Here is a 14,030-nt window from a genome sequence, read left to right on the forward strand (position 1 = left end):
CTCTCGCGCTACGCTCTAAGCGAAAAGGTAGGTCGTCGCGCGCGTAAATAACGTCATAACGAACATATATAGTCAAATATGGGTTCGGGGTGCGCGAAAGCGCTGAGATTATACCCGTTGAACCTGATCTAGTTAGTACTAGCGAAGGGAAAATCATGACTACTGTGTCGTGCTCTAAAAATAGTGAATTCTCAACTAATGCTCGTTGCAAGCAATTCGTTCAAGATGTACGTGAATGCATCGAAGCTTTGCGCGCAAAAAATCCGCTAACACATTGCGTAACGAATAATGTTGTTCAAGAAATAACGGCAAACGTTCTGCTAGCTGCTGGTGCATCGCCAGCAATGGTCGTAGACGCAGAAGAAGCTGAAGTATTTGCTCAAATCGCATCTGGTGTATTAGTAAACATTGGAACGTATAGGCCAGTAGACAAAGAATCTATGGATGCTGCAATTCGCGGAGCTGTAAAAGCACACACTCCATGGGTTCTTGACCCAGTTGCAGTTGGCGGTTTAGCTCCACGCACGCAATACGCGCGCGAAATCGTTAAAAGTCATCCTACTGTAATTCGTGCAAATGCTTCCGAAATCTTAGGTTTAGCTGGAGAAGAAAGCGGCGGTAAGGGAGTAGACGCTGGAGACTCCGTTGATTCAGCAGTTGCAGCTGCTAAGAAGCTAGTTAAACTCTATGGCTCGGTAGTGGCTATTTCTGGCGAAAAAGACGCTATTTATGGTCACGGATGCTCGGCACGAGTCTCGGGCGGTCACGAGATAATGACGAAAGTAGTCGGAACGGGCTGCTCTCTTGGCGCATTGGTGGCAGCATACGTTGGAGCAAATCGAAATCGACCTTTTGCAGCAACAGTTGCCGCTCACGTGCACGCTGCTGCAGCAGGAACTTGGGCAGCACAACGCTCAACATCGCCAGGTACATTTAGAACATTATGGATGGATGCGCTTATGGATTTGAGCGCAGACGAGATGCTGAAACTAGCGAATATTGAATTTGAACTCGACCCTGTTGATTGGTCTTTATACTTTATAACAGACCCAAAGATGAGCAATCGAGCAGAAGAAGATATTGCAGTTGATTGCGTTAAAGGCGGAGCAAGCGTAGTTCAATTGCGCGATAAGTACGCAAATAGCGAAACTTTTAATAATAAAGCTCAAAGCTTGCGAGACAAAATGCTTGCTAATGGTTGCGGAAACGTGCCGATTTTTGTTGACGATCGTATAGATTGCGCTAAAAGCTTAGGACTCAACTTGCATGTTGGGCAAACAGATACGCCTTATATTGAAGCGCGTAAGTCTATTCCTGCAGAATGGATGGTTGGGCTTTCTATAGAAAAGTTAGAACAGTTAGATTACGTTTATAACGAATGTGCTAAAGAAAATGTGGCATTGCCTGATGTTATTGGAATAGGTCCGATTTGGCCTACTGCCACTAAGCCAGACACTGCTCCTGCTTTAGGTGTTGAAGGAGTAGAAAAGATTGCTAAACGCGCTAAAGAACTCGGCATTAGTACGCTCGGAATTGGCGGCGTTAACGAAAATACGGTATTCCCTATTAAAAGCACTTCAATAGATGGTTTATGCGTAGTATCTGCTCTAATGCTTGCGCAAAATCCTTGCGAAGAAGCGCGCAAATTACGCGATGCTATTACGAAGGAATAAAAATAATGAATAATCAATTTTCGCAAGCTCAAGCACCTTTGCAATCAATTTCTAAATTATATGATTCAAGCCTAAGGCCATCTTCTTTGCCATTTTTAGAAGACCCGATTATTCCACGCGTACTAAGTATTGCTGGAACTGATCCAACAGGCGGAGCTGGAATCCAAGCTGATCTAAAGTCAATCACGGCATCACATGGATTTGGAATGTGTGTAACAACTAATTTGGTTGCTCAAAACACTTGCGGTGTGCGCGAAGTTTATACTCCTCCAACCGACTTTTTGCAAGCGCAACTAGAAGCAGTATTTGATGACGTAACTATTGATGCTGTAAAAATCGGCATGCTTGGAGACAAATCATATATTAGCCTAGTTCAAAATTGGCTTAAAAATCATCCTGTTCCTGTTGTTGTGTTAGATCCAGTTATGGTAGCAACTTCGGGAGATAGGCTGCTTGAAAAGTCTGCAGAAGATGCAATGCGCGAGTTTGCGCCTCTTGCGGATGTTATTACGCCAAACATACCTGAACTCGCAGTATTATGCGATAAACAGCCTGCATCCAATTTTGAAGAAGCTTATGCTCAAGCAAGCGAGTGGAGTGCAAAAAACAATACTATTGTTATTGTTAAAGGCGGCCACTTAACAAGCGAAGATGCTGGAAATACTGTTGTGTTCCCAGATGGTCACAGAGTGCACGTTCCTTGCCCTAGAGTTGATACAACAACAACGCATGGCACTGGCTGCTCGCTATCTTCTTCTCTAGCTACGCGCATAGGATTAGCGTTGCGAGAAGGAAAGAAGCTAAGCGATTACAGTACTGTAGCGAATGCTTTAGCGTGGTCGTCAAGATGGCTTAACGAAGCTATTGCTTGCGGTAAAGATTTGCATGTTGGAAAAGGTCATGGGCCTGTGAACCATGCGGCTCGTAATTATCGTTTGGAATTAGATTCTTCGTCAACTCCTTGGGAGCATATGCAAGCGAATGGCTTAGATGGATTAACTCCGCAAAGCGTAGTCGTAAAAGCTCATAGCAAGGCTAGAAAGCCAAATGTGGAGCCGTGTGGTCCTTGGACTCAAGCGTTATGGGATGCTAGTGCAGATGTTGATAACAACATTATGAAAATGCCATTTATTGAGGCTTTAGGCAATGGAACGCTTGACTCTGACTTGTTTGCTTTCTACATAAGTCAAGATTCTGAATACTTGAAGCGTTATTCGCGCGCGCTAGCTGCTGTTGGAGCTAAAACGCCAGATAATGAGGCTAGAGTGCATTGGGCTACGGGCGCAGCTATGTGCATAGAAGCGGAATCGCAGTTGCACAGAGATTGGCTTGGAAGCAGAAATATAAGCATTGATGCGCCTTGCTCGCCAGTAACATTAGCTTACGTAAATCACTTACTTGCTTCTACAATGGCAGAAGACTACGTGATTGGAGCTGCATCCATATTGCCATGCTATTGGCTTTATGAAGAAGTGGGGCAAATTTTAGTCAAAAATAATACTCCTGAAAACCCATATCATGATTGGATTTCAATGTATTCTTCTCATGATTTTGAGTCAGGTGTAAGAATGGCGGTTAAATTTGTTGAGAGAGCTTTTGAAGAAGCTGGCCCACAGGCTCGAATTCTTGCTGCTCAAGCATATATGACTTCATGCATTTACGAGTATGAATTCTTTAATCAAGCTCATAGAGCATTGAGGTAGATGGTTTGATAGCTTGATAACTTGATAGCGCTGATGCGTTGACTTCGTCTTTATTAACAAAATCTAGAAGATTTGAAGACGTGTCAAAGCGTCAGCGCATTTTTGTAATACGCATGTCTATTACTGTGCTATGTCTGTTATTGTTGATTTTCTGAGTAGCGCAAATGTGCAGGCGATTTGCTTAAGACTTAAATCGTGAGTAGTAAAAAGTTACCTAAATTCGCTAGCACTATCTTCCTATTTTTTCTATCTTATTATCTTCCTATCTTGCAAAACCCAAAGTACTTTGGAAAATATCAGATAGAATTGCCAAATATGCCCTATTTTCACTAATTCTATCTTGCAAAACCCAAAGTACTTTGGAAAATATCAGATAGAAGTGTGTGCATTGCGGTTATGGATCTATTCGATTTTTTGCTTAACGAGGATAGCCTTAAGCGGTGATTTAATAGAGTGATATTAGATCTCTGAGCAAGTCAATCACTCAGTAACGTATAAACTCTATGCAAAATAGATTATTCTCTGGTATTACGCAAGCTTCAAGAATCATAAATAAAAATCATCATTTAGTATGATGCAAACTCTTTACGGCGATTATAGGCTATTAACCAAAAGCTGAAATTCTAAATAAAGTGGTAATCATGAAAGCGTTAATTGTAGCGTTACCGAGCACTTTATTTATTTTGGATTAGTTTGAGAGGCTCGTTTCAACGCATTCTATGCGTTTACGAGTTTGGTGAGTAAGGAGCTTTGTGTTATGCGTAAGTTTACGAAAGTATTCTTGTTGGCTGCTCTGCCGGCGTGTTTGCTTACTGCATGCGCTGGTAGAGCAGTTGATGATAGTCAACAGCAGGCATCACATGATTCAGTTCCACTTATTTCAGTCAAAAAACAGCCTTTAACACAAGTTGTGTCGGGTAAAGCAACAATAGAACAATCGTCTACCTTTGTTATCACTGCTGTAAGTAGAGGGAATTTTTCTCCATCGGTAAAAGCAGGAAGTGCTGTAAAAGCTGGAAGTATTTTAGGCTACAATGCTGGTAACAAAGTTATTGCTCCCGTAGACGCTAAAGTTGTGTCAGTAGCTGAATCATCTGCGGACATGCCTAAATCTTTCCCGCTATTCACTCTTAAATATGAAGGTTTTTCAATAAGCCTTAACGCAAAAGCTTTACTTCGTTCTGCAGATATTGCAGATGTTAAAGGTCGCTTCCAAGTTGAAGACGGTGTTGGACCAACCAATTGTTTGCAAATAGTACAAAGCGGTGGAACTTCTACCGATGTTGCAGCCTCGGGTAGTAGCAAGAATGATAATGCTGATTCAACTCAAACAGATGAGTCGAGTGCGCAAAGTAAACCCAGTGTATCGTCAAAAGTTTTAACGTGTTTAATAGATAAAAGCGCAGAAGTAGAATCAGGTCAAAATGCGACTCTTGTTTTTAATGGCAAGCATAAACAATCGGTTCTAACTCTGCCTGTTAGTGCGGTTGCTGGAAGAGTCCAAAAAGGCTTAGTCTCATACAAGAAAGGCGATAAATGGGAGCGTAAAGAAGTTGGTCTTGGAATCAGTGACGGCGCTAATATTGAAATTACGTCTGGTTTGCATGAGGGTGATGTTGTAGCAGGTGTTTCTCCTGATCTCATTCCAGGAGTGCAATGATTATGGAGAACAATCCTGTTCCACTGGTTGAATTACAAGATGTGTCAGCGCGTGTAAAACTAGGCAATGGCGAATGGCTTACCACTGTCAACTCTGTTTCTATGCTACTTAACCAAGGTGAAACATATGCGGTAGTTGGCAGGTCTGGATCTGGCAAAACGAGTCTTATTTCTATTATTGGATTTTTGAATAAAAATTTTACTGGAAAATATTATTATTCTGGCAAGTCAATCCAAAAGTGTAGTGATAGTACAGTATCGCATATGCGCGCTAGAAATATTGGTTTTGTTTTTCAAAACTATTCGCTTATTAAGCATTTAAGCATTAGAGAAAATGTTGAGTTGCCGCTTTTATACGCAGGACTACAACAAAGCAAGCAGACAAGAAGAAAAACGATAGAAGAAGCATTATGTGCTGTTGGATTGCAAGATAAACTAAACGAATACCCTGGAAGGCTATCAGGCGGTGAACAGCAGAGAGTCGCGATAGCGCGTGCCTTAGTTACTAATCCCGAATTACTTATTTGCGATGAGCCAACTGGCGCGCTCGATAGTAGTACGGGAGAAAAAGTGCTTCAAGTGTTGCATGATCGTGTTCAAGAATCTGGAACAACATTACTATTAGTCACTCATGATATGAAAGTGGCTCGTTCTTGCTCTCACATTTTTACTATGGAAGGCGGTGTTCTTTATGATTATGCTGCTTAAAGATTTGCGCCTGTCTCCTATGAGATCCTTCCTCACAGGTTTTTCAATGTTTATTGGCATCATTGCCGTTATTGCGTCAGTGCTTATCGGCACGGTTGGTAAGGACTATCTTATTGCAACTAACGAACAGCTAAACGGTCGTAGACCAACATACGAGATTACTTTTTCAGCACAAAATTTTGACGAATATTCAGTATTTAACAAATTCTTAAATCGCATTGAATCCGCAAACCGTAACGCTAACGTTATGCTACAACCAAACACTGGACTACTGTTTAGCGCTTCTATGCCAGCCTCGAAGAGTGTAAAAATAAGCAAAGAATATAAGACCAGCAATCTTCAATATGTTGATGCTGTTTACACTACGGCAGGATACAACAAAGTTTATAACTTACCTATTGTAAGTGGAAGATGGTTTAGTAATAGCGATAAAAGCAACGCATTAGAAATGGTAGTAAACCAATCTGCTAGCAAAAGATACAAGATCGGTGAAGTAGCATTTATTACTTCTCGCAAAACAACACAAATGAGTCCTATAAGGATTGTTGGAGTCGTGAACGATGGCGTAGACTCAGCAAAAGTATACGTGAATATTCTAGGATTATTACGTTACGCTCCAACTCTTTGGGAATATTCTGGAAAAGAAGCTCAAGGCTCAATCTACTGGTTGAATAAAGAAAATCGTTCTCAAAAATCAATTAAATCTTATGTTTCAGATGCTCTTTATGACTGTTGTGGTGGACAAGTAAACGAAATTAGAAGACATGATAATAGTGATGATTACGAGAATGTTATAACAGTATTGCAATTAAGTTTTGCTATCGTAGCAGCATTATTGCTTTTTGTTTCCGCGTTAGGTTTAATCAATATTGGTTTAGCATCGTTGGAACAGCGCACACATGAACTGCTTATACGTAGAGCCTTGGGTGCTACTAGATGGTCGATTGCTTCACTCGTGTTAGGCAGTGCGATTATTTTAGCACTAATAGTTTCGATTGCTGCCGTCGCTGTTTCTTTTGGTCTTGTGTCTATAGCATCAAGTTTTTGGGATGCATCAAGTCCAGTTAGTCCGCCAGTTTACCCATATGAAGCTGCTATTGGAGCTGTTATTGCGGCTTTTATAACAGCACTTGCTGGAAGTGTGGTGCCGGCAATAAAAGCATCGCGTTTACAGCCAGCATTAGCATTGCGTTAATTTTCAAAAAATAAGAAAGAAGGAATAATGAATAATCATACTATTGGTAAAGCAACTCTTATTGTTGGTGTGCTTAGTGCGATTCTTATGTTTAATGCGTGTGGAGGAGTAGGCAACAATAATGCGAGCGGTATGGGTGGCGCGCGCTCGCAAAATAGTTCACCTAGAGAGACTGTTGATTTTGCTCATATAGAGAAGGAATATCAGGAGTCCGTTGCAAAGCTTAGTTGGCCTGAAAAATATAAAGCTCCTGCAAACTTGGTTGGAGAAGAAAAAGACGCTCAGTTCCAGAGTGGATATGGCGATACGCAAGCATCTAATTATTATCAGTGTGCTTGGGAGCGGCAATGGTTAGACACGTATGCTAGTAATGAACAAGCGGCAAGTAAAGCTTTGCGTGAGCTCGAAAAAGTGCCTAGCATGCCGTTTATGGGTCCAGACCGTTGTGATGATGCAACGAGAAACTTTTTCAAAGAGCACATGCGTAAAGCAAAACTAGGAGATCCGTCAGGATTCCAACAGGATGTGCAAACTAATTGTCCTGTGATGTAATTGCATTTGTATAACTTCATTGTGCTGATTTTGTATGCAATGCCTATTTACTTAATTGATAAATAGGCATATACTTATGTGTGTGAAGCGAAAAGAGTTGGAGAAAAGACTTAATCAATGAGTGCTACTGAGCATGATGATGCAACGACTTGTTTACAAATGGTGACCGCTATAGCTCGCAGATGCGATGGCTGGTGGGCTATAGAAGTGTCAGAAATACCAGGATTATTTACTCAAGTACGTAGACTTGATCAGGTTGCAGCAATGGTAAAAGACGCTGCTGCAACTTTAAATGTTAAAGTCAATGGCGTGAAAGTAACTCCGAAACTTAGTGAGCAAGATGAGCTTATGCTTCAGCGCATGTTAGATGCAAAATCTGCAGCTATAAAAACTCAAGAAGAAGCGTCTATGCTTATGCGTGAAACGGTCCGCTTATTAAGGAATCAGGGATTGACGGTTCGTGATGTTGCAGAGCTTACGGGAGTTACTCCGCAGCGAATAAGTTCGCTTAAAGCTTAGTAACTTAATGCAATGTGGTTGGGGCTATGCGCAAGTCAATCACTCAGTAACATATAAACTCTATGCAAAACAAATCATTAACAGATAAATAATCAAAGGCCAAGTCGTAGGATACATTGCTACAGCTTGGCCTTTGAAAATTGTGATATGTTTTTATATTAAAATTCGCAGTCTAATGCTTTTACTTATTTTTGGCTATGCCAAGAGCTTTTGAACTTTCATCCTTATCAAGGCCTATAAATAGAAGAACAATTATACCAATAATCAGCGGAACATAACCGTATCCAGATCCGTGGATTATGCCGAATATTTCCATAAGCCCATTTGCTATTACGGCTAGTGAAGATACTATAAAATATAGTTGCGCGCACCACGGTTTTTTAATGAGAAATATGGTTGCAAGACCAAATAATCCAGCGATAATTTGAGGCACTCCCCATAGATAATCATTACGCATTACAATCAGCGCAATTCCGCTAGCAAGAAATACGCCATTGGCTATTGTCCAAAATACGGACGGAATTTGTGCTTTTGTATCTTCTAAATTACTCATATTCTTCTCCTTCTAATACAAGAAAATAATTGTGTATATAAAACCTTTACAATTTATAAATTAATGTCGCGCTAAAAGGTAAACAATATCTTGTATATGAAAACCTTTACAAATAATTACTAATTAAAACTACTCAAGATTCATTAATCTTTTAAACTGAATCAGTAAAGTATACTATTTATACGGTTATGTTCATTTTTGAAAGGGATAACTGCATTACATTCCCAATACTTGCCAAAGGCTCGAAAATAAAGTGAACCGCCTAAATGCTTTAGGGTATCGCGATGAAGCAGAAGCCCTTTTTGAGATACTGCGCGAATCACATCTTTACTTTTCTTGCCCAAAAATCGAACATTGAACTGTTTTATAACAATTTGTTTTTCGCGTATCGAAATTCTGATGTAATAAACTAAAGAAGCATATTTTCGAATGTTCAAATATAGTTCTTCGATTAATTCAATAACTTCACAGATGATTTCATCGCTAATGTCTTCAGGAATATCGTTACTAGATATATTGCATATGGATCTTCCTTTTAATCCACATGATTCATTGATTGAGTCGTTCATTTGTAGCGTATCTTCAATGCGCTGAATGAACTCGCTTCGAGCATCATGCTTAGCAGTATTTCCACGTAGAATGTCGATAATATTATGACCTTCTTCAAAAGCCTGATCTGCCAAATCATTTATTTCTTCAATAGCTTCTCGTTGCTTTTTAGAAATAGACTTGTCAAGTAATGCTATTTTACTTTGTAGTGCAATATCTGCAATCTTATTAGTTAATTTATCGTGCATTCGCACAGCCAAATTAAGATTATTAATTGTTTGCCTATCTTTTTCATAAAGAACCATTTTTTGGTGATAAATGCGCAAAATAATACCAGTGCAAACGCAAAATATATTTATTAAAAGGTAAGCAATAAGATACTTGAAAGACAAAGTTGATAGGTATCGGTATGCAACGTAGTGTAATGCATCTATTACTAAGAATAAAGGTAGTGTAAATTGAATCGGATATAAATATGAAATAAAAACAAATGATATGATGAGCCCGAAAGTTACTGGTGGAAGATTCAGACTAGGAATAACAAGAATGCTGAGGTGCACAAAAATATAGCACATGCTCATAAAATGCGGGAGCAAGCAAAGGAACAGATTCATAGCAGCAAGAATCATGTAAACTATAACAAGTTGTATTGTGCTATTGTCGCTATTTGAGTAAATATATGCATCCATTGCGCTCGATAAACATCCCAATAGTAAAAATGTTTTATTGTCAATAAGCTTTTCTCGCAAACGACGCATTAAGAAAATAATCATTGTGTATCATTTCCTAAATATTCATCATGCAGCCATGTGGTAATAAGTTGTGAACGATTCGTCACATTCAACTTTTTGAACACGCGACGAAGGATAGTTTCCACAGTACAAGTTTCAACAAATAAACGTTTAGCGATTTGCGCATTGGTCATGCCTTTACTGCACAACTTTACAATTTCAGTCTCATGATCCGTTAAAGCAAGGCGTCCCTTTTTTGGCTTATTTTGCAAACGTTGAAATGCTGTCATCGTGTCGTCAAAATGAAGATCGCCTATTATTTGCGGCTTGAACGCGCCTTGGATAATACTGCTAAGCATAGCGCAAATAGTTTCTGGGTGGTTTTTCCCAACAATGCCTTGCGCGCCTGCTGCCGATGCTTTTAATGCATAATCGTTGATAGGAAATGAAGTTATAGCAATTATTATTGGGAGCGAGTGTCTTCTTCGCAATTCGTATAATATTTTAATTCCCGAAACCCCAGACATATACATGTCAATTAGCAGCACGTCTGGGCATCGATTTTGACAAAACTGAATTGCTTGATCGGCACATGTTGACAACCAGCAAATATTGCAGGACGGAACAACCTGTTCAATATATGTTTTTAGGCCGTGTAGACAAAAACAATCATCATCAACAATGCCAACAGTAATATGCTTTGCTATCATATTGCTCCTTTAGAAAAGCATTATTTAAGTAATAATAATACTTGAATTTGTATGATGAATATCTTGTCTAGGAAAACCTTTACAAAGGGAATCTTATAAAGGCAGGCGCTGAGAGCTTACGGGGGTTACTCCGCAGCGAATAAGTTCGCTTAAAGCTTAGTGATTCAAAGCAATGTGGTTGAGGCTTGGCAATGGCTGAGTGAATAATGCCGTGTGCATTTGTATAGCTTTATTGCGCTTTCGCGCTAAATAGCTTGTTATATGCTTCTTTTTACCCATGTTGATGGTGTCCAATAATCTTTGGTAAGCATTGATGGGTATGTTTGTTTACGAGCTTGAATAATCCATAAGGCTATACCTGTTGAAACAAGTATTACGCCAGCTGCAATCATTATGAATAATGATGAATTTAGATTTCCCCATGCTAGTACGCTTGCATACCCTACGATAATGCCGCATTGCTCCATAATAGAAGTAAAAGTAGTAGTTGCGCCGAGAATGCGTGTTGGTATGCCGTCGAGAAGAGCTGTTTGCCCATAGACAATAGTGGCGTCAAAAATAATACCTGCAATGAAAGCAGAGCAAAGAAAAAGAGCAATCCAATTATTAAGTGCGAAAATAAGTAAAGGAATAGAGAGGAATCCAGGTAGTAAAATAGAGTATAAAATCTCATAGTGCAGCACAATATATTTGCATAATAGCGAACCTACAATCATGCCAATGTTAAATATGCTGACTATTGTTCCCCACGTGGATGCCGAATGAAAAAGTGTGAGACAATGGTGTGCTCCCATTAGTCTGAATGCAGCAAGCCATGATCCCGATTGTAATGCGGATACTATTCCTAAGACTATTAACCATGGTGTAGATTTCATATAGTGTAGAGAGGCTGCAAAACCAGCAGTTTTATTGCTTCCTGTCTTCGTATTGTTTGCACTATTTTGTGCTTGCTGGTTTAGATTAACTAACAGTAGAGGTAGCGCCGCTAATATCATCACAATAGCAATGCTCGTAAAGAAAATGAGCGGATTGCATCTATCAACAAATATGCCAGTAATCGCTGGTGCAGCAAGCCTGCTGAGATTAATCCACATACGCATACTTGCTAAAAACTTGGTTTTTTCGCCAGTTGGTACGCTATATGCCATTAATACTTTTTGATTAGGTGAAGAAAATGCAGTAAAGAACCCGAATATTATGCCGAGTAGTGTAACCGTAATAGCAATAAGATTATGCTGTGCGACTAAAGCGAAACCGTATCCAGTACACAACAAGGCAAAGCAGAACGTTAGCGCTATAAACAATCTAGTTGGTGGATATTTATCTGCAATAATGCCGCCAAGCGGTGCTGCTATGCAGGTCATAAGTGCTACGGACACTGCGTTAAGCGCTGCGTGAGATAAGTCGACATGTATTAAAAGATATAGGCTTACGCCAAATCTACAGCTTGTTAAAAGAAAAGCATTAAGCGATAAAACGGCAATAATAAGAGTTGTGCGAATTCGTGCCGAAGCGTTCATTTCCTTCTCTTTTTTCTTTCATGTTATGAATGTCTTTCATATTCTGAATAATATATGCCTTTTGATATACACCTTTTTCTGGACTGTGAGTGAAATGAGTGTTATAGGCAGGGGTTGCGGCTACTGGCGATAGTAGGAGAGGAAGTTAGAGAGTTTGCCCATTGCATCGCGAAGCGTTTGCAAGCGCGGCAAGTAGATAACGTGTAATTATTTTAAGGGATTGACGTTTGTTTAACAATGTAGTAAATTGATTTACAAGAGTTTAGCATTGCAGTTCAAAGGAGACTGAAATGGAAAGAATACCTAAAGGTAAAAAGTTCCAATTTAAGGCATTGCTTGATGACAAACAGTGGGTATTTAAAGATAATGTCTTCGGAGTTGGAGGGGAGGAGGTAGAAACAAGCGTGCATTTTTGATTTGGTGTCTGTGTGAACATGACATGTAGATTTATATGAGCCAGTGTTTGCGGCAATTAAAAAACTGTTTGCTTGTTATGTAGTCATACAACAAAGAATAAAAAAATTACTAGTTTGTTTTCTGATGCTTTAGAGAATAGTTCGTCACCCATTTTCTAAATGCAAAATGAGTGCAAGTTAACATATGCAGATAAAAAGAAGGTTACAATGAAGAAACTTACAAAAATATGTGCATTAATCGGTGCTGCTGCAATGATTATTAGCGCAGGTGCGTGTGGTAGTGCAAAATCATCCGACGCTAATGGCTCAACACAGCTTACCATTTGGCATTATTGGGATGGCGCTAATGCCGATACCTTTGATGCAATGGTGAAGGATTTTAATGCTTCGCATAAAAATATTAAGATTAAGACTGCGAGCGTTCCGAATTCTGATTTTATGACGAAGCTTCGTGCATCGGCTTCGTCGAAGAGTTTGCCAGATATTTCTATAAGTGATTTGGTATGGGTGCCACAGATTGCAAAAATGGGCAATTTGACTGATCTTTCTAAGGTTATCAGCTCGAAAACGCTCGATGATGTGACTCCTGCATTGATTGACTATGGTCATATTGACGGCAAACAAGTTTCTGTGCCAGTTACTGCCAATAATCTTGCGTACATGTACAACAAGGACGTTTATAAAGCAGCTGGGTTAGATCCTAACAAACCACCACAAACATGGGATGAGTTGAAGAAAGTTGCCGAGACAATCAAGGAAAAGACAGGCAAGCCAGGGTATGATTTGCTTACTCAAGCAGGAGATAACGGCGAAGGTTTAACTTGGAACTTCCAGGTCAACTTGTGGCAAGCTGGCGGCGAATTCTTGACGAAGGATAATTCTAAGGCTGCATTCAATACGCCAGAAGGCAAGAAGGCTATGAACTTCTGGATGGATCTTATCAAGAGCGGCGTGAGCCCATATGCTAAGTGGGGCGAATTTGAAAAGGGCAAGGGTGGTTCTGCTCAGGAAGGTAGCTGGATGGTTGGCATCTGGGCGCCAGATCCACCATTTGATTTCGGTGTAGCAAAAGCCCCTCATCCAAAGGATGGCAAGGAAGCGACTAATCTCGGTGGTGAACAAGCAATCGTCTTCCATAATTCTGACGCTCGTGCCAAGGCTGCTGGCGAATTCTTGAACTGGTTCTTGCAGCCAGAACAGGTGATCAAGTGGTCGCAAAAGACTGGCATGCTTCCTGTAACGAAGAGTGTTGCAAAGTCTGATAAGTATTTGGATTGGGTTAAGAAGGAACAGCCTCGTTTAATTCCGTTTGTGGAACAAATGGAGATTGCTCATACACGTCCAAATACGCCATTGTATCCAAAGATTTCCTTTGAATTTGCAAAGGCTGTGGAGAAGGCTTTCGCTGGAGAGCAGAGTGTTGACGAAGCGCTTGCGAATGCTGAAAAGGCAGTAAACGACGTGATTGCCAAAGGCTGATTGCATAAATACTGTGCCGATAGCTGGGCCGAATGAAATAAAGTTGGCTCAGCTATCGGAGTT

General features: G+C 40.1%; 13 protein-coding genes and 1 riboswitch. Of the genes, 9 read left to right on the top strand and 4 right to left on the bottom strand.

Annotated elements, in window-relative coordinates; genetic code table 11:
• Positions 1-75: 75 nt before the first annotated feature.
• Positions 76-167: riboswitch (TPP riboswitch) on the top strand.
• The 7 genes from thiM (at position 156) to NYP55_RS06290 (ending at position 8,009) form a co-directional block, all read left to right on the top strand.
• On the top strand, positions 156-1,673 hold the full coding sequence (thiM, locus tag NYP55_RS06260; RefSeq protein WP_472781746.1) for a hydroxyethylthiazole kinase: 1,518 nt from the start codon (positions 156-158) through the stop codon (positions 1,671-1,673). Its footprint overlaps the riboswitch before it by 12 nt.
• A 5-nt stretch (positions 1,674-1,678) precedes the next feature.
• Entirely contained in the window at positions 1,679-3,376 is a 1,698-nt protein-coding gene (locus NYP55_RS06265; protein ID WP_415680554.1) for a bifunctional hydroxymethylpyrimidine kinase/phosphomethylpyrimidine kinase, read from the top strand.
• Positions 3,377-4,133: 757 nt separating this feature from the next.
• Positions 4,134-5,036 (top strand): efflux RND transporter periplasmic adaptor subunit, encoded by a 903-nt coding sequence (locus NYP55_RS06270; RefSeq protein ID WP_004133305.1) that lies wholly within the window; start codon positions 4,134-4,136, stop codon positions 5,034-5,036.
• Entirely contained in the window at positions 5,033-5,743 is a 711-nt protein-coding gene (locus NYP55_RS06275; RefSeq protein ID WP_004131316.1) for an ABC transporter ATP-binding protein, read from the top strand. The genes NYP55_RS06270 and NYP55_RS06275 overlap by 4 nt, the downstream gene beginning before the upstream one ends.
• Positions 5,727-6,938 (top strand): ABC transporter permease, encoded by a 1,212-nt coding sequence (locus NYP55_RS06280; protein WP_101889841.1) that lies wholly within the window; start codon positions 5,727-5,729, stop codon positions 6,936-6,938. The genes NYP55_RS06275 and NYP55_RS06280 overlap by 17 nt, the downstream gene beginning before the upstream one ends.
• A gap of 27 nt (positions 6,939-6,965) precedes the next feature.
• Positions 6,966-7,490 (top strand): hypothetical protein, encoded by a 525-nt coding sequence (locus tag NYP55_RS06285; protein WP_004131320.1) that lies wholly within the window; start codon positions 6,966-6,968, stop codon positions 7,488-7,490.
• A gap of 117 nt (positions 7,491-7,607) precedes the next feature.
• Positions 7,608-8,009: a transcriptional regulator gene (locus NYP55_RS06290; protein ID WP_004131321.1), complete on the top strand. Its 402-nt coding sequence runs from the start codon at positions 7,608-7,610 to the stop codon at positions 8,007-8,009.
• A 181-nt stretch (positions 8,010-8,190) separates the two neighbouring features.
• Here the strand turns inward: NYP55_RS06290 and NYP55_RS06295 are convergent, their stop codons facing one another.
• The 4 genes from NYP55_RS06295 to NYP55_RS06310 all read right to left on the bottom strand — a co-directional run bounded on the left by NYP55_RS06295 (position 8,191) and on the right by NYP55_RS06310 (position 12,072).
• Positions 8,191-8,562 carry a hypothetical protein gene (locus tag NYP55_RS06295; RefSeq protein WP_004133309.1) on the bottom strand — a complete coding sequence of 124 codons (372 nt, stop codon included), beginning with the start codon at positions 8,560-8,562 and terminating at the stop codon, positions 8,191-8,193.
• 161 nt (positions 8,563-8,723) lie between these two features.
• The gene (locus tag NYP55_RS06300; RefSeq protein WP_004133315.1) at positions 8,724-9,884 is read right to left on the bottom strand and encodes a hypothetical protein; all 1,161 of its coding nucleotides are present in this window, start codon (positions 9,882-9,884) and stop codon (positions 8,724-8,726) included.
• Complete coding sequence (locus tag NYP55_RS06305; protein ID WP_004131325.1) at positions 9,881-10,552, bottom strand: response regulator transcription factor; 672 nt, start codon at positions 10,550-10,552, stop codon at positions 9,881-9,883. Before NYP55_RS06305 ends, NYP55_RS06300 begins: the two co-directional genes overlap by 4 nt.
• A 257-nt stretch (positions 10,553-10,809) precedes the next feature.
• On the bottom strand, positions 10,810-12,072 hold the full coding sequence (locus tag NYP55_RS06310; RefSeq protein WP_472781747.1) for an MFS transporter: 1,263 nt from the start codon (positions 12,070-12,072) through the stop codon (positions 10,810-10,812).
• A gap of 290 nt (positions 12,073-12,362) precedes the next feature.
• Between NYP55_RS06310 and NYP55_RS06315 the strand changes: the two genes are divergently transcribed.
• Positions 12,363-12,488, top strand: a complete 126-nt coding sequence (locus NYP55_RS06315; protein WP_004131337.1) for a hypothetical protein — start codon at positions 12,363-12,365, stop codon at positions 12,486-12,488.
• 207 nt (positions 12,489-12,695) lie between these two features.
• Positions 12,696-13,967: an ABC transporter substrate-binding protein gene (locus NYP55_RS06320; protein WP_004131339.1), complete on the top strand. Its 1,272-nt coding sequence runs from the start codon at positions 12,696-12,698 to the stop codon at positions 13,965-13,967.
• Positions 13,968-14,030: the final 63 nt, after the last annotated feature.

It is taken from the genome of Gardnerella sp. c10Ua_31, assembly GCF_055700915.1.